The 16,915-nt window shown below is 43.5% G+C and carries 15 protein-coding genes and 2 pseudogenes; 16 read left to right on the top strand and 1 reads right to left on the bottom strand.

From position 1 onward, the window contains the following. The first annotated feature begins 125 nt into the window (after positions 1-125). Positions 126-1,013, top strand: coding sequence for a fructokinase ScrK (scrK, locus tag SOR_RS07485; protein WP_000164286.1), 888 nt, complete (start codon positions 126-128; stop codon positions 1,011-1,013). A gap of 278 nt (positions 1,014-1,291) precedes the next feature. On the opposite strand, the gene SOR_RS07480 is transcribed toward scrK, so the two are convergent. Next, positions 1,292-1,909, bottom strand: coding sequence for a TVP38/TMEM64 family protein (locus tag SOR_RS07480; RefSeq protein ID WP_000076177.1), 618 nt, complete (start codon positions 1,907-1,909; stop codon positions 1,292-1,294). Positions 1,910-2,041: 132 nt separating this feature from the next. On the opposite strand from SOR_RS07480, the gene SOR_RS07475 reads away from it, so the two are divergent. The 15 genes and pseudogenes from SOR_RS07475 (at position 2,042) to SOR_RS07405 (ending at position 16,913) form a co-directional block, all read left to right on the top strand. After that, on the top strand, positions 2,042-4,675 hold the full coding sequence (locus SOR_RS07475) for a DEAD/DEAH box helicase family protein (protein WP_000901149.1): 2,634 nt from the start codon (positions 2,042-2,044) through the stop codon (positions 4,673-4,675). Positions 4,676-4,805: 130 nt separating this feature from the next. Continuing rightward, a pseudogene (locus SOR_RS07470) lies at positions 4,806-5,030 on the top strand (hypothetical protein); the annotation flags it as partial. A gap of 52 nt (positions 5,031-5,082) precedes the next feature. After that, positions 5,083-5,634 carry a hypothetical protein gene (locus tag SOR_RS07465; RefSeq protein WP_000071345.1) on the top strand — a complete coding sequence of 184 codons (552 nt, stop codon included), beginning with the start codon at positions 5,083-5,085 and terminating at the stop codon, positions 5,632-5,634. A 2-nt stretch (positions 5,635-5,636) separates the two neighbouring features. Then, positions 5,637-5,906 (top strand): annotated as a pseudogene (locus tag SOR_RS07460) (HigA family addiction module antitoxin); the annotation flags it as partial. 22 nt (positions 5,907-5,928) lie between these two features. Continuing rightward, complete coding sequence (locus SOR_RS07455; RefSeq protein ID WP_013670267.1) at positions 5,929-6,333, top strand: YbgA family protein; 405 nt, start codon at positions 5,929-5,931, stop codon at positions 6,331-6,333. Then, positions 6,317-6,679: a TIGR02328 family protein gene (locus tag SOR_RS07450; RefSeq protein WP_001241790.1), complete on the top strand. Its 363-nt coding sequence runs from the start codon at positions 6,317-6,319 to the stop codon at positions 6,677-6,679. The genes SOR_RS07455 and SOR_RS07450 overlap by 17 nt, the downstream gene beginning before the upstream one ends. A 244-nt stretch (positions 6,680-6,923) precedes the next feature. Next, on the top strand, positions 6,924-9,173 hold the full coding sequence (gene metE, locus SOR_RS07445; protein WP_000108236.1) for a 5-methyltetrahydropteroyltriglutamate--homocysteine S-methyltransferase: 2,250 nt from the start codon (positions 6,924-6,926) through the stop codon (positions 9,171-9,173). Positions 9,174-9,243: 70 nt separating this feature from the next. After that, entirely contained in the window at positions 9,244-10,110 is an 867-nt protein-coding gene (gene metF / locus SOR_RS07440; RefSeq protein ID WP_000089973.1) for a methylenetetrahydrofolate reductase [NAD(P)H], read from the top strand. A 658-nt stretch (positions 10,111-10,768) separates the two neighbouring features. After that, positions 10,769-12,982: a polyribonucleotide nucleotidyltransferase gene (pnp, locus tag SOR_RS07435; RefSeq protein WP_000166434.1), complete on the top strand. Its 2,214-nt coding sequence runs from the start codon at positions 10,769-10,771 to the stop codon at positions 12,980-12,982. 15 nt (positions 12,983-12,997) lie between these two features. Then, on the top strand, positions 12,998-13,615 hold the full coding sequence (gene cysE / locus SOR_RS07430) for a serine O-acetyltransferase (protein WP_000539959.1): 618 nt from the start codon (positions 12,998-13,000) through the stop codon (positions 13,613-13,615). Between the two features lie 49 nt (positions 13,616-13,664). Then, entirely contained in the window at positions 13,665-13,865 is a 201-nt protein-coding gene (locus tag SOR_RS07425) for a YdeI/OmpD-associated family protein (RefSeq protein ID WP_002882686.1), read from the top strand. 13 nt (positions 13,866-13,878) lie between these two features. Continuing rightward, positions 13,879-14,643, top strand: coding sequence for a nucleoside phosphorylase (locus tag SOR_RS07420; protein ID WP_000923405.1), 765 nt, complete (start codon positions 13,879-13,881; stop codon positions 14,641-14,643). Between the two features lie 8 nt (positions 14,644-14,651). Beyond that, positions 14,652-15,173 (top strand): dihydrofolate reductase family protein, encoded by a 522-nt coding sequence (locus SOR_RS07415; RefSeq protein WP_000301975.1) that lies wholly within the window; start codon positions 14,652-14,654, stop codon positions 15,171-15,173. A gap of 17 nt (positions 15,174-15,190) precedes the next feature. Then, positions 15,191-16,534, top strand: a complete 1,344-nt coding sequence (gene cysS / locus SOR_RS07410; protein WP_000591115.1) for a cysteine--tRNA ligase — start codon at positions 15,191-15,193, stop codon at positions 16,532-16,534. Beyond that, positions 16,527-16,913, top strand: coding sequence for a Mini-ribonuclease 3 (locus SOR_RS07405; RefSeq protein WP_000567925.1), 387 nt, complete (start codon positions 16,527-16,529; stop codon positions 16,911-16,913). Before cysS ends, SOR_RS07405 begins: the two co-directional genes overlap by 8 nt. Positions 16,914-16,915: the final 2 nt, after the last annotated feature.

Raw genomic sequence — 16,915 nt, 5'->3', positions numbered from 1 at the left:
AACAAATATCATGTTTGTTCGTTTTTACTTGGATGGTAAGATTTACAGAGGAAAATCTAAAATATTGAGAAATCTAGCCCTTTAAAATGTGCTATAATAGAGAAAACAAAGATAAGAGGTTTATCATGACAAAATTATATGGAAGCTTAGAAGCGGGCGGTACAAAGTTTGTCTGTGCTGTCGGAGATGAAAATTTTAACGTTGTAGAAAAGACACAGTTTCCTACAACAACTCCTATCGAGACCATCGATAAAACCATCGAATTCTTTTCTAAATTCGATAATCTTGCAGGTCTTGCCATTGGTTCCTTCGGTCCCATCGATATCGATAAAAACTCAAAAACCTATGGCTTTATCACAACGACTCCAAAACCTCACTGGGCAAATGTAGACCTACTTGGTGCCCTCCGTCGTGCCCTAAATGTGCCCATGTATTTCACGACAGACGTAAACAGCTCTGCTTATGGTGAAGTGGTTGCCCGTAACAATGCTGGCGGCCGCATCGAAAACTTGGTTTACTACACGATTGGTACAGGTATCGGTGCAGGTGTCATCCAACGGGGCGAGTTTATCGGCGGTGCTGGTCACCCTGAAATGGGCCACTACTATGTGGCTAAACACCCAATGGACGAGGAGAAAGAGTTTAACGGTGTTTGTCCTTTCCACAAGGGCTGTTTGGAAGGCTTTGCGGCTGGACCAAGTTTGGAAGCTCGTACAGGTATTCGTGGTGAAAATATTGAACTCAACAGCTCTGTTTGGGATGTTCAAGCCTACTATATCGCTCAAGCTGCAGTCAATGCTACAGTGACTTTCCGTCCAGATGTGATCGTCTTTGGTGGCGGGGTTATGGCCCAACAACACATGCTGGACCGTGTGCGTGAGAAATTCACAGCACTTCTCAATGGCTACCTACCAGTACCAGACGTGCGTGACTATATCGTGACGCCAGCAGTTGCTGGAAATGGTTCTGCCACACTTGGGAACTTTGTCCTTGCTAAGAGTGTCGCAAAATAAAACAAAGAAAACATCCGCTTGGGAAACCAAACGGATATTTTCTTTGAAGACAATTTTTTTGAGCCTTTCCTTAAGTGATTACGGACGGTAGCGACTTTCTTCGAAATTCCATATCTTAACTTTGAGCCTAATGTCTCAAAGTTTCCGAACACCTGAAACCATTAGATTTCAGGTGTTTTTATCACGGCGGAAAGGCTAGGTAAATCCTCGCTTCACTATTGACAAATAGGCATGATTTCCATACCAAAGTATATTTAGTATTAGGCTATATTCTATCCTCAAAACATCTGCCAGAAGAAATCAATAATATAAGTCAAACCATAAGTATAAACCACTAGGGTAAAGGGCTTGGTCAAAACGATGATAATCATATAGCGCTTGAAGGTCATCTTGGTGAGGGCAGCCAGCATACAGAGAAAGTCAGCCGGGCTAACTGGCCAGATCATCATAAAGATAAAGAACCGCTCGAAACGATTGCCCTTATCTAGCCAACCGATATACTTGTCATAGGTGCGCTTGCTAACGACCGACTGAACAAAGGCAGCTCCGTAGAGGCGCACAAGGTAAAAGATAATGGCACAGCCAATCACGATGCCGATATAGTTATAGATAGTCCCGATGATGTGGCCGTAAATAAAGACCCCAGCCACTGAGGTCAAAGCTCCCGGAATGATCGGTACAACGGTTTGTAGAATCTGTAAAAAGATAAAGAGTGGTGGCCCCCAGACTCCAGCTTGCTGGATAAAGGCTGATAGGGTTTCCTTTGACTGTAACACTCCTGCCTGATAGGCCCAAATACAGAAAATCAAGGTACCGACTCCCCCGACGATAGATGAGATATTGATGACTTGCTGTAGAAGGGGAGAAACAGCTTTCATTTGCTTATCCTGTGACATGTAAACTCCTCATAGATAGTATGATTCTACTATACCATATTTTATGGAGAAAAACTATCTGGATTATCTGACTGGAGAAATAAGTGTGGTAAAATGAGAATAAGAAAATGACGGTATAGAATGAGGGGTATCATGTTAGGTTTAAACTTTAAAGGAAGCTGGCGCCAATATCAAAAACAGGTCTTGGATTGTTTTCAGGACTATCAAGCAGACGGTCATGTTCATCTAGTGGCCGCTCCAGGGTCTGGAAAGACAACCATTGGTATCGAGCTAATCGCTCGTTTTGGCAACCCAGCCCTCATCTTAGTTCCGACTGTCACCATTCGCGAACAATGGGTAGATAGGATCCAAACTGCTTTTCTAGAGGATGGTCAGAGGCTTTCAGACCTCGTTTCCCAAAACTTAAAGGAGATGAAGGCATTAACAATTGTGACCTATCAGGCTTTTCATAGTGCCATGAACCAACTTCAATCACAAGAAGATGGAGAAGCAGAGGATTTTGTGGGGTTTGATTTGCTTGCAAGCCTAAGAGCTCAGAAAGTTGCGACTCTTTGTTTGGACGAATGCCACCACCTGCGCAATGAATGGTGGAAAAGTCTGGAAGCCTTTCGCAAGCAGTATGGACCGCTGAAACTCATCTCCCTGACAGCCACACCACCTTATGACAGCGAGCCAGAACTCTGGGAACGCTATATCCGTATGTGTGGGGAGATTGATCAAGAAATCACGGTACCTGAACTAGTCAAGGAAGACACTCTTTGCCCTCATCAGGATTTTGTCTATATGTGTTCACCAACAGCTGAAGAGGCGGAACGTCTCAAACGGTTTGAGGAGACTAAGTGGGACTATATTCACCACCTTATAGTTGATCCTGATTTTCAAACGTTTGTAGCAGGGTCTAAGGTCCTCAAAGGGGATATTTCATCTGATTTGCTCTTAGAAGATCCCAAGTACTTGTCTGCTATGTTGATTTATATGCATTCTCAGGGTTTAACGATTCCTTCCTCTTTACAAAATTTACTGCGAACCCAGAAGCTTCCAGCATTGACCTCCTACTGGCTGGAGACGCTGTTGCAGAGCATACTCTATCAGACACCAGATTGGTATGAGGATCCAGATGGATATAGGAAAAAGTTAGAGGCTGACTTGAAGGCGCGTGGGTTGGTGGAAAAACGTCAGGTTTATCTGGTTAAGTCCAAGGCTTCCGATCAGCTTTTAACCCAATCTCTGGGGAAGTTGTCTGCCATTGCCGATATCTTTTTGACGGAGTATGAGAGTCTAGGTCAGGAACTGAGACAGTTAGTACTAGCTGACTATATTCGCAAGGATTTTGCTACTTATCTGGGAGATAATCAGGCAACCATTTCTCAGTTGGGGGTTCTCCCTTATTTTGAAAGCATTCGTCGAAAAGCTCAGGAGCAAGAGATACCTGTGTCTTTGGCTGTCTTGTCAGGTAGTGTCGTTATTTTGCCTACCGATGTAGCAGCAGAGTTGAAGGAGCTCTTGCCTCAGGTTCCTCTTAGTTTCTCATCTATTGGTCACTTAGATCCAAAAGATTATGTGCAGGTAGGTTTTCCGAGCTCAGCTAAGGGAATCGTAGCGGCAGTGACGGACCTTTTTCAACGAGGACAGATTCAGGTCCTAGTCGGAACCAAATCTCTCCTCGGAGAGGGTTGGGATGCTCCTTGTGTTAATTCCCTAATCCTCGGAAGCTTTGTGGGGAGCTTTATGCTGAGTAACCAGATGCGCGGGCGTGCCATTCGTATCTGGCCGGGGCATCCAGAAAAGACCAGCAACATCTGGCATCTGGTAGCCGTTCAAGCGCAAGCACTTATCACTCTTCCTGGTGAGGAGCCTAGACCAGAGAGCAATCAGGATCTGCAGACCTTGTCGCGACGGATGGAGCATTTTCTTGGATTGGCTTATAATCAGGAGAGTATTGAGACCGGTTTGGATCGTTTGGATTTTCCAAAGCCCCCTTTTAAGAAAAAGCAAATTAGTGAGTACAATGAGCGAGTTAAGAGTCTCTCCAAGGATCGAGCAGGCTTGAGAAAAAAATGGCAAGATGCTCTTGTCGTAGCGGATCAGTTCGAGATAGTTACAGAAGTCGCAACCCAAAAACAGAAAATCCCAGTTATGCTCTTGCTTGATGCATTAAAATGGGTTCGCATGTCATTGCTCTTGTTGGCAGTAGATTTGTTGGTCTTGCTATTTAGACTGAGACTGATTGGTGTTTGGTGGCTTACAGCAGCCTGTCTCCTCTTTTTGGTCTTTGCATCTTGGCGCTACCTCCGTTATAAAAGTCCCTATAAACGTTTGCAATCTCTGGGTGAGCAGATCCGAAAGGCTCTGCTAGATTCAGAGCATCTAACGGACGATCAATCCCGTGTTCATGTAGAGGAGGACAAGGAAAATTATATGGTTTTCGCCTATCTCAAGGGAGGAAGCATGAGGGACAAGGAGCTGTTTGCGCAGACTGTGGGAGAGTTCTTTGCTCCAGTGGACAATCAGCGCTATCTCTTGAAGGCAGAGAAAGTCCGACAAGGTCAGTCACTTTACTATGTCGTGCCTAGTCTTTTTGACAAGCGCAAGGAAGAAGCACAGAAATTCCTCGACTTTCTGAGACCAACTATCGGACGTTATCACCTCGTCTATACACGAACAGAGGCCGGGCGGAAAATCCTTCTCGAAGCTCGTATCAAAGCTCTCTCCAATAAAAATGACCGTACCTTGACTAAGAAGAAGGTTAAAAGCCAGTTGGAGTAGGAGCGTATGGGAAAATCCATCTGAAACATGATATAATAATAGAGAAAATAAATTTTTAATAGTTGAAACAGTTGAATAGAATGAAGCGTTTAGAATAAACTATTCTTACAAAGCTTAAGAAAGGTTTTTTATGGCAAAGAGAAAAGATTTTTCTGAACTAACCAGGGTACAAATCCCAGCAGCTCTACATCTCATGCGTATGGGCTATACATATCTTCCTCGCAATGGGAAGGAAATTGCAGAAAGAGATCCAGATACCAACATCCTTGTATCTGTTTTTAAGGAGCAATTTTTAAAATTAAGAAATGTATTTTTGGATAAACTTGCTATTAAGGAGGTGAATGACATTGTCTTGTGTAATTGGAACTGTTTTTAGAAATTTTGCAATTATTTCAGGAGACATGAGAATGAGTAATTCGGATGAAATTACGAGTGAAAAAACGTCAAAGGTTTTTAAAGTAAATAATAAAGTTTTGGTTGGAATGACAGGTTCAGCACAGCCGGTAATAACTTTAAAAGAGAATGGTTATTTTTCATTAGAGGATTGTCCGAGTGCAGAAGATTATTTTGAATTTTTATGGCTTTTAACTGGGAACAAACAAGTTATTCAGCAAAATCAAAGTAACGTTCTAGTTATAGGAGTAAGTAAAGAGGGGATTGGATTTGGAGGAAATTTTCACATGGATGATGAAATGCTTAATAATCAGTTATATATATCTGAAAAATTAGATGGATGGTCACCTATATTGACTCCTCCTAGCGTGAACCAAAAATATTATCAAAAGGTCATTGATAATAGAATAATCGAAATTGTTTTATCTCAGACTAATATTCAAAATTTTAGTCGAGGCATGCTAATTAAAAATATAAAAGAACTTCATAGAGAAATTATTCTTGAAATTTCTAAAAAAGATAAATCAGTTAATAGTAATATTGAACAACACGTGATTAAATGGTGAATATGACTAATAAAATTATTGAATACAAAGACCTAATTGCTTTCCACCCAGGTCAATATATTGGAGAGCTAATTGAAGATTATAACATGACCCAGAAAGAATTTGCGGAGAAGTTGGGGGTATCGCCAAAGATGATCAGAAAATTAGTGAAAGGTGAGCAGTCAATTAGTAATGAGATTGCTCAGAAGTTAGAGAAACTTACCAATATTTCGATGAAAACTTGGCTCAATCTTCAAAATGCTTACGATGTAAAAATGGCAGAGTTCTTAGAGTAATCATGGTATAATGTCAATTATGAATAATAACAACCAACGTGCCCTTTGCCAACAACTCTGGGCTAGAAACAAATACCTCGTTTTGAGCCATTCCAGCAATATTTATAATGAGATTCGCCAATATCTCAAGAATGAAGTGGTGGAGGTCAGCCATGTTCAAGAACTGATTGACCGTGCTTGCCAAATTCCTGAGCATAGGGGTCAGGTTTGCAATGCCTTTCAGCATATTTGGGGCTATTTCAAAAAGAAAGCGACAGATGTTGAGCGCAAAGACTATATGCTCTTGCTGGATCGCTACCGCTTTGGTCAGGCTTCTAAGGAAGACTTGATTGCTAAGACTCGAGACTTGCTTGATCGCTATCCAAATACCTACTTGCAACATTCGACTTTACTGAAAGGAGACTCCCATGAGACTTTGGCATGAGGCTTTGATTTCGCAACTTCCTCGTCCTCAACTTTTGGGGCAACATCGAGAGTGCTGCGCCCTACGTGGCAATGGCTGGGGCAGAAAGCATGCGACGGTGGACTATGTCTTTACTCACTCGCCCTATCGTCTCTATGCCTATCATGACTTGATCATGGAGGAGATGGCTGACCGTGGCTACAATGTCAGTCCAGAGTGGCTGGATAAGAACTACCGTGGCAAGACCTGCCCTCCTTATCAAGACTTACCCGAGGAGAAGCTAACCAGTCCCATCTATAGTGAGCATGATACAGGATACTATGAGGAGTGCTTAGATAATCTCCGAGACAAGGGGATAGACCTATAGTCTTTTCTAATAACAAGCCATAGTCACTTATAAGAATTATTAATAACACGTTTTAGTATTCTAACTAAAATACAGCCACAAAACAAGCTATACAAAGGATTTGAGACACTGGTCTCAAGTCTTTTTCTTTTGATCAAAAGAGTGATATAGTTTCAAACTATATCAAAGCCTAATTATTTACAATTATACAGACAGTTTCTTTTCTGTTAAGATAGTTTCAACAACAAATTTTGGAGGACACATCATGTCAACTACGATCATCGGTTTCCCTCGTTTGGGTGAATTCCGCGAATTAAAATTTACAACTGAAAAATATTTTAGAAAAGAAATCTCAGAAGAAGAACTCCTTGCAGCAGCAAAAGACTTGCGTGCAAAACACTGGAACATCGTCAAAGAAAAAGGCATCACTGAAATTCCATCAAATGACTTTTCTCACTATGACAACTTCCTTGATGCTGCTTTCCTTTTCAACGTAGTTCCTGCATCAGTACAAAACTTAGAATTATCTGATCTTGAGCGTTACTTTGCTTTGGGTCGTGGTTACCAAGGAGAAAAAGGGGATGTTCGTGCCCTTCCGATGAAGAAATGGTTCAACACCAACTACCACTACATCGTTCCTAAATTTGAAAAAGACACTCAAGTTAAATTGGCTGGTCACAAGATTTTTGATGAGTTCCAAGAAGCAAAAGAACTTGGTCTCAACACTCGTCCAGTCCTTGTAGGTCCGTTCACTTTCCTTCAATTGTCAGACTTTGAAGACGGTGTGAAAGCAGAAGACTTCGTAGATAGCTTAGTAGCTGCTTACCAAGAAGTTTTTGCTAAATTGGCGGAGCTTGGTGCGACTCGTATCCAATTGGACGAAGCAGCTCTTGTCAAAGACTTGACAGCTGAAGAAAAGGCTCTTTTCTTGAACCTCTACAACAAACTCTTGGCTGACAAAAAAGGTCTTGAAGTCTTGCTTCAAACTTACTTCGGAGACGTTCGTGACATTTACGCTGACCTTGTGAACTTGCCAGTAGATGCCATTGGTCTTGACTTCGTTGAAGGTAAGAAAACTCTTGAACTCGTTAAAAGTGGTTTCCCAGCTGACAAGACTCTCTATGCAGGTATCGTCAATGGTAAGAACATCTGGCGCAACAACTACGAAAAGAGCTTGGCTGTTCTTGAGCAAATCCCAGCTGAAAACATTGTTTTGACAAGTTCATGCTCACTTCTTCATGTGCCATTTACAACTGCTAACGAAGAATTTGAACCAGCTATCTTGAACCACTTTGCTTTTGCAGTTGAAAAATTGGATGAGATTCGTGATTTGGATGCTATCCGCAATGGTCAAGGCGCAGAGGCTCTTGCTGCTAACAAAGAACTCTTTGCGACTGAACGTGTTGGTGAAAATGCGGAACTTCGTGCGCGCATCGCTGGATTGACAGACGCTGACTACACTCGTTTGCCAGCCTTTTCAGAGCGTGAAGCTATCCAAGAAGAAGCCTTTAAACTTCCAGCTCTTCCAACAACAACCATCGGTTCATTCCCTCAAACAAAAGAAGTCCGTGCTAAACGTTTGGCCTTCCGTAAGGGTGAATTATCACAAGAAGAATACGATGCCTTCCTTGCTGAAACCATCGACGAATGGATCAAATGGCAAGAAGAAGTTGGATTTGACGTGCTTGTACACGGTGAGTTCGAGCGTAACGACATGGTTGAGTACTTCGGTCAAAACTTGTCAGGTTACCTCTTCTCTAAGAATGGTTGGGTACAATCATACGGTATGCGTGGGGTGAAACCACCAATCATCTGGGGTGATGTGACTCGTCTCAACCCAATCACTGTCAAATGGTCTAGCTACGCACAAAGCCGTACTGACAAACCTGTTAAAGGTATGTTAACTGGACCGGTTACCATCCTCAACTGGTCATTCCCACGTGAAGACATCTCTATCAAGGATTCTACTCTTCAAATCGCTCTTGCTATTAAGGATGAAGTTCTTGACCTTGAAGCTGCAGGCGTGAAGATTATCCAAATCGATGAGGCTGCTCTTCGTGAGAAATTGCCACTCCGTCGTAGCGACTGGTACGAAGACTACCTTGACTGGGCTATTCCAGCCTTCCGCTTGGTACACTCTACAGTTGCACCAGATACTCAAATCCACACCCACATGTGTTACTCAGAATTTACAGATATCATCCCAGCTATCGACAACATGGATGCGGACGTTATTTCCTTTGAAGCAAGCCGTTCAAACCTTGAAATCTTGGACGAACTCAAAGCGAAAAACTTCCAAACAGAAGTGGGACCTGGGGTTTACGATATCCACTCACCTCGTGTGCCAAATGAAGGCGAAATCGACCACACAATCGATGCTATTCTTGCTAAAGTTCCAAGCAAGAAAGTTTGGATTAACCCTGACTGTGGTTTGAAAACACGTGGTATTCCAGAAACAAAAGAAAGCTTGATCCGCCTTGTCGAAGCAGCCAAAGCTGCGCGTGAGAAATTGTAAGAAAAGACATTTCTCCATACATGGTTGATCAGTAAGAAATCAACTAGAAAACTAGAAAAGGATAATGACTATGTCACGCCAAACGCCGTCACTTTCATTTGAAGTGTTCCCTCCAAACCCAGCTGTGGGTAATGATAATATTATTTCAGCCTTGCAGGATATGCGGGAGCTGACACCGCATTTTATCAGTGTGACCGCCAGCAATAATAAATTTAATATCAAGGAAACAACGGTTCGTTTGGCTGACTTTATCCAGAATGACTTGGCGATTCCAACCATTGCCCACTTGCCAGCTATCTATCTGACCAAGGAAAAGGTTGCTGAAACCATTGCAGACTTGGATAAGGTTGGGGTACAGAAAATCTTGGCCTTGCGTGGAGATATTATCCCTGATGTGGAACCACAAAAGGATTTCCGCTACGCAACGGACTTGATCGAGTTCATCAAGGAACAAGCTCCTCACTTTGATATTGTTGGCGCTTGCTACCCAGAGGGGCATCCAGATTCTCCAAATCAAATCTCAGATATTCAAAATCTCAAGAAGAAAGTGGATGCAGGCTGTTCAAGTCTTGTAACGCAACTTTTCTTTGACAATGAGCGTTTCTATGATTTTCAAGACAAGTGTACCTTGGCAGGGATTGATGTTCCTATTCATGCGGGTATCATGCCCATTCTGAACCGTAATCAAGCGCTTCGTCTCTTGAAAACGTGTGAGAATATCCACCTTCCACGAAAATTCAAGGCCATCTTAGACAAGTATGAGCATGACCCTGAGTCACTCAGAGCAGCAGGACTTGCCTACGCAGTGGATCAGATCGTGGACTTAGTCACACAGGATGTCGCAGGTGTGCATCTCTACACCATGAACAATGCTGAAACAGCAAAATACATTCACCAAGCAACCCATGCCTTGTTTAATCATCAGTCTTTAGGGTAATCGATTCTTTAACCACTGAGACGGCAGCTTGTCATTTACATGCTTTTAAATGAAAAATGGCAGTTGCGAAAGCCAAAGAATTTGCTAAATAAAATAAACAACAAACCATTCCTCTTTTCATGGGGGAATGGTTCCTTTTTAATAGAAAAGCCCGCACTTTTTAAGAAAAATATGATAAAATAGACTCTGTACGTACTTGATACAAAGATGAGGGTATTTAGATTGTAGAAATTTGTTTAAAGTGGATTATTTTTTAAACAAAATATGATAATAGGTGTCTCAAAAAACACGAACGGAGTGAGTATTTAAAAGATATTTCACGCTATAGTGGTATCCTAGAGAATAACTCTGTTATTTTCTAGGACGGAATTTTTTAGACTTCAGGCTAAAAAATAAGGGATGAAATTCCCTGGATTTCTAAAATCATCCACTGGATAATTTTACCTTCCGTCCGCACTATTCCAGTGAAATATCAAAAAAACTACTTAATTGAATTTTGGTCTCATTTCTTAGGAAAAAAGATAAGCTTCCTAGCACTCATCGAGTGCGGCGTCACCTTCCTATTTTTCTACAGAAATGTTCGGCAAGCCGAACCGTCCAAAATATCTTGATCTTTGTAGGCAAGGCGTATAATTTCATCAATCCAAAGGGGATTAAAATGACAAAACAAGTGTTTCAAACGACTTTTGCGGGTCGTGAGTTGGTTGTAGAGACTGGTCAGGTTGCTAAGCAAGCAAATGGCTCTGTTGTCGTGCGTTACGGTGAGTCAACTGTCTTGACTGCTGCCGTTATGTCTAAGAAGATGGCAACTGGGGATTTCTTCCCTCTCCAGGTCAACTACGAAGAAAAAATGTATGCGGCTGGGAAGTTTCCTGGTGGCTTTATGAAGCGTGAAGGACGTCCTTCAACTGATGCGACTTTGACAGCGCGTTTGATTGACCGTCCAATCCGCCCTATGTTTGCGGAAGGTTTTCGTAATGAAGTGCAAGTGATCAACACGGTCCTTTCTTATGATGAAAATGCCTCTGCACCAATGGCAGCTATGTTTGGTTCATCCTTGGCACTTTCTATCTCAGATATTCCATTTGACGGACCAATCGCTGGGGTACAAGTGGGCTATGTAGATGGTCAAATCATCATCAACCCAAGTCAAGAACAAGCAGAGCGTTCGCTTCTTGAATTGACAGTAGCTGGGACCAAGCATGCTATCAACATGGTTGAGTCTGGTGCCAAAGAATTGTCAGAAGAAATCATGTTGGAAGCCCTTCTAAAAGGACATGAAGCCGTTAAAGAATTGATTGCCTTCCAAGAAGAAATCGTTGCCGCAGTTGGTAAGGAAAAAGCAGAAGTGGAATTGCTTCATGTGGATGCTGAATTACAAGCTGAAATCACCGAAGCTTACAACAGTGACCTTCAAAAAGCGGTTCAAGTAGAAGAAAAATTGGCTCGTGAATCTGCAACTCAAGCAGTGAAAGACCAAGTCACAGCAGTTTACGAAGAAAAGTATGCAGACCACGAAGAATTTGACCGTATCATGCGTGATGTAGCTGAAATCTTGGAACAAATGGAACATGCTGAAGTGCGCCGTTTGATCACAGAAGACAAGGTTCGTCCTGACGGTCGTAAGGTCGATGAAATCCGTCCTTTGGATGCGGTTGTTGACTTCCTTCCTCGTGTGCATGGTTCCGGTCTCTTCACTCGTGGACAAACTCAGGCTCTTTCAGTTTTGACCTTGGCTCCGATGGGAGAAACGCAAATCATCGATGGTTTGGATCCAGAGTACAAGAAACGCTTTATGCACCACTATAACTTCCCACAATACTCTGTAGGGGAAACAGGTCGTTATGGTGCACCAGGTCGTCGTGAAATTGGTCACGGTGCTCTCGGTGAGCGTGCTCTTGCTCAAGTCTTGCCAAGTTTGGAAGAATTCCCGTATGCGATCCGCTTGGTAGCTGAGGTTTTGGAATCAAATGGTTCTTCATCTCAAGCTTCTATCTGTGCGGGAACTCTTGCCCTTATGGCTGGTGGTGTGCCAATCAAGGCGCCGGTAGCTGGTATTGCCATGGGTCTCATCTCCGACGGAAACAACTACACAGTATTGACAGATATCCAAGGATTGGAAGACCACTTCGGTGATATGGACTTTAAAGTTGCCGGTACTCGTGACGGGATTACAGCCCTTCAAATGGATATCAAGATCCAAGGGATTACTGCAGAAATCTTGACTGAGGCTCTTGCTCAAGCCAAGAAAGCGCGTTTTGAAATCCTTGATGTGATTGAAGCAACGATTCCAGAAGTTCGTCCAGAATTGGCTCCAACTGCACCGAAAATTGATACCATCAAGATTGATGTGGACAAGATTAAGATTGTCATCGGTAAAGGTGGAGAAACCATCGATAAGATTATCGCTGAAACAGGCGTTAAAATCGATATCGACGAAGAAGGTAATGTTTCTATCTACTCTAGCGACCAAGATGCCATTAACCGTACCAAAGAAATTATTGCTGGCTTGGTTCGTGAAGCCAAAGTGGATGAAGTTTACCATGCCAAGGTTGTTCGTATCGAGAAATTTGGTGCCTTTGTCAACCTCTTTGATAAGACAGATGCACTTGTGCACATTTCTGAAATGGCTTGGACTCGTACCAACCGTGTCGAGGACTTGGTAGCTATCGGTGATGAAGTCGATGTTAAGGTTATCAAGATTGATGAAAAAGGCCGTATCGATGCCTCTATGAAAGCTCTTCTTCCTCGTCCTCCAAAACCTGAGCATGATGAAAAAGGTGAAAAGTCTGAGAGACCTCACCGTCCACGTCATCACAAGGACCACAAACCGAAGAAAGAATTTACAGAAACACCAAAAGATTCAGAATAAGAAAAGGAGAAATGTATGGGATGGTGGCGCGAAACCATTGATATTGTAAAAGAAAATGATCCAGCGGCACGCAACAGTTTGGAAGTTTTGCTGACTTATCCAGGTGTCAAGGCCTTAGCTGCCCACCGTCTCTCGCATTTTCTATGGAAGCACGGCTTCAAACTCCTAGCTCGGATGCACAGTCAGTTTTGGCGTTTTTGGACCCAAATCGAGATTCATCCGGGTGCCCAGATTGACTCAGGTGTTTTTATCGACCATGGTTCAGGTCTGGTGATTGGAGAGACGGCGATTGTTGAAAAAGGCGTTCTTCTCTATCACGGAGTAACACTTGGTGGGACAGGGAAGGATGTTGGCAAACGCCATCCGACTGTGCGTAAAGGAGCTCTCATATCAGCCCATGCCCAAGTCATCGGACCGGTAGAAATCGGTGAAAATGCCAAAGTCGGTGCTGCTGCAGTAGTCGTGGCAGACGTACCTAGTGATGTGACGGTTGTCGGTATTCCGGCTAAGATCGTCCGAGTTCATGGACAGAAGGATGAACCAACGATCCACGAAGTCGAAGAAAAACGAGAGTACTACGTCAATAAACTCGAGCATGCTAGAGAAGCCAGTCACCATTCATCAAGTCTGTAGGATAGGGTAGCAAAGTTATCGAGGTGAAGTATGACAGGAGGTAAGAACTATGTCAGATTTATCAGATGCAATTTTGAACCAGGCAGTTCTTGAGTTGCAAGAACGCTTGGATGGTCTTGCTAAGGAGCGCTTTATTAAACTGCCACCTAGCCACCAGCGTGAATGGGCTCATTATATCAGTGAAGCCAAAAAAGATGAGACCAAACTGCGCCGTCTAAATAAAATGAAGGCGGATTTGCTGGAGCCTTAAAGAAAGAGAAGTTATGCTATTAGAGGAATTTGAAGATGTAGCAGCAGTTATTGAGCCAACTGAAAAGCCAGTCCATGACAAGGGAGAGGTATGCGAAACCATCATTCTGTCCTTTAATGGCGAAATTCTGAAACGTTTGATTGAGTCAGAAGATGTCTATCCGGGAGGCTATTTGAAAAGCATAAACGGCCATCATCCATGGTATATTTATGGCCAAGGACCTAGCAAGCTAGCAGTTATGTTGGCTCCAATTGGGGCTCCCATGATAGTCGGCCAGCTGGAGGAGTTGGCGGCCAGAGGCTTCAAAAATTTCATCATTTTAGGTTCCTGTGGCGTTTTGGACCGCTCAATTGAGGCGGATAAAATTATCCTGCCTGCAGCTGCATTGCGAGATGAAGGAACTAGCTATCACTATGCCCCACCGGGTGACGAAGTCGCCTATGACGAGTCTCTGCTGATTGAGCTGGAAGCCATCTTTGACAAGCACAATATCGAGCATATCCGCACCAAGTCTTGGACGACTGATGCCTTTTATCGAGAAACGCCTGATAAGGTCAAACGTCGCTTGGCTGCTGGAGCTCAAGTGGTGGACATGGAAGCTTCAGCTATCATGGCTTGGAGTCAATTTCGCAAGAGTAAAGTCTATCAGTTCTTCTACACAGCTGACTATGTGGATCATCATAACCGAACCTGGGATGCCCGCCATGAAGAGCGGACAGCTGATGCCATGACTTTTTTCACTATCGCTTTGACAATAGCAAAGGAACTAGAAAGGTAACTACAAGAATGGCAGTATATTTTTACGGCTGTATCACCATGGATGGCTACTTGGCAGACAGCCAGCACAGGATAGACTGGCTGCATCAGCTTGGTTCTGTAGAGGATACAGGCTATGATGACTTTTACAGGCAAATGGATATCACCATCATGGGCAAGCGGACCTTTGAGGAAATCCAAGATTTGCAAGATGTAGAAAGTTTTTATCAAGCTACGGAGAACTATGTCTTTACGCATGATAGGCACCTGCCTGTCAGCAATTACCAGCCAGTAGCTGGGGATGTGGTGGACTTTGTTCATCAGATTGACAAAGGAAAAAATGTCTTTGTGATTGGTGGTAATTCCTTGGTAGGACCGCTCTTGGATGCGGATCTTTTCGACCACCTCATTATTCAGATAGCGCCCCTTATCCTAGGAAAGGGGGTTCCCCTCTTTACCCAAGAGGAAGGGCAGCGCTTTTACCAATTGGATAGCCTCAGACAATTTGGTCCTTTTGCAGAGATGGTTTTCAGCCGAAAAAGTCAGAAATAGAGAAGGGAGTGGACCGCATGATTAAAATTTACGACACTATGTCTCGTGATTTGCGAGAATTTGTCCCGATCGAGGACGGTAAGGTTAAGATGTATGTCTGTGGGCCTACGGTATACAACTATATTCACGTGGGCAATGCCCGCTCAACAGTAGCTTTTGACACTGTTCGTCGCTACTTTGAGTATCGGGGATTTGAGGTCAATTATATTTCCAATTTTACAGATGTAGATGATAAGATTATCAATCGCGCCAAGGAAGAAGGCATCACACCTCAGGAGGTTGCGGACAAGTACATCGCGGCCTTTCGTGAGGATGTGACGGCCTTGGGCGTAAAACCTGCGACTCGCCATCCACGAGTAGTCGAGTTTATGGCTGACATTATCCGTTTTGTGGAAGACTTGATTGAAAAAGGCTTTGCCTACGAGAGTCAAGGGGATGTTTACTTCCGTGTGGAAAAATCTCATAACTATGCCAAGTTAGCCAATAAAACCTTGGAAGATTTGGAGCTGGGTGCTTCAGGTCGTACCGATGAAGAAACGGCTCGTAAGGAAAATCCTGTGGACTTTGCCCTTTGGAAGACTGCCAAACCAGGCGAGATTTCTTGGGACAGTCCTTGGGGACCTGGTCGTCCAGGCTGGCATATCGAGTGTTCGGTCATGTCGACAGAGATTTTGGGAGATACCATTGATATTCACGGTGGTGGAGCCGATCTGGAGTTTCCGCATCATACCAATGAAATTGCCCAGTCAGAAGCTAAAACAGGTAAGACTTTTGCCAACTACTGGATACACAATGGCTTTGTCAATATCGACAATGTCAAGATGTCCAAGTCCTTGGGCAACTTTATCACTGTCCATGATGCCCTCAAAACCATCGATGGCCAAGTCCTTCGTTTCTTCTTTGCCACTCAGCATTACCGCAAGCCAATCAACTTTACCGAAAAAGCAGTGCGAGACGCCGAGACTAATCTCAAATATCTGAAGATCACTTACGAACAACCATTTACAGGAAACGTGGATACCCAAGAGTTACAGGACTTTAAAGATAAGTTTGTAGCCGCTATGGATGAGGATTTCAACTCCGCAAATGGTATCACAGTTGTCTTTGAAATGGCAAAATGGATCAACTCCGGCAACTATGATGCAAGTGTTAAGGAAGCTCTTGCGGCTATGTTAGAGGTCTTTGGGATTGTCTTTGTTGAGGAAGTTTTGGATGCAGACATTGAAGCCTTGATCCAAAAGCGCCAAGAAGCGCGTGCCAATCGTGACTTTGCGACAGCAGACCAAATCCGTGACCAATTGGCTGCTCAAGGAATTAAGCTCCTTGACACCAAGGATGGAGTGAGGTGGACTCGTGATTGATGTCAATCTCATTAACGGGATTGCGCTTGCCTTCGAAGGAGATGCGGTTTATTCCATGTATATCCGTCGCCATCTCATCCTTAAAGGCATGACCAAACCCAACAAACTCCACCAAGAGGCGACTAAGTATGTGTCAGCCAAGGCTCAGGCTCGCTTGATTTCCCTCATGTTGGAAGAGCAAGTCCTGACGGAAAAAGAAGAAGAAATCTACAAACGTGGCCGCAATACCAATAGTCACACAAAGGCTAAAAATGCAGATGTGGTGACTTACCGCATGTCTACTGGCTTTGAGGCGGTGATGGGCTATCTCCATCTGACTGAAAATGTGGAGCGCCTAGAGACCATAATTTCTTGGTGCATCCAAAAAGTGGAGGGCTAGGA

The organism is Streptococcus oralis Uo5 (assembly GCF_000253155.1).
In the GTDB taxonomy this organism is placed as follows: Bacteria; Bacillota; Bacilli; order Lactobacillales; family Streptococcaceae; genus Streptococcus; species Streptococcus oralis_L.
Note: the sequence above shows the minus strand (reverse complement) of the source record. Positions and strands in the feature narration are given on the sequence as shown.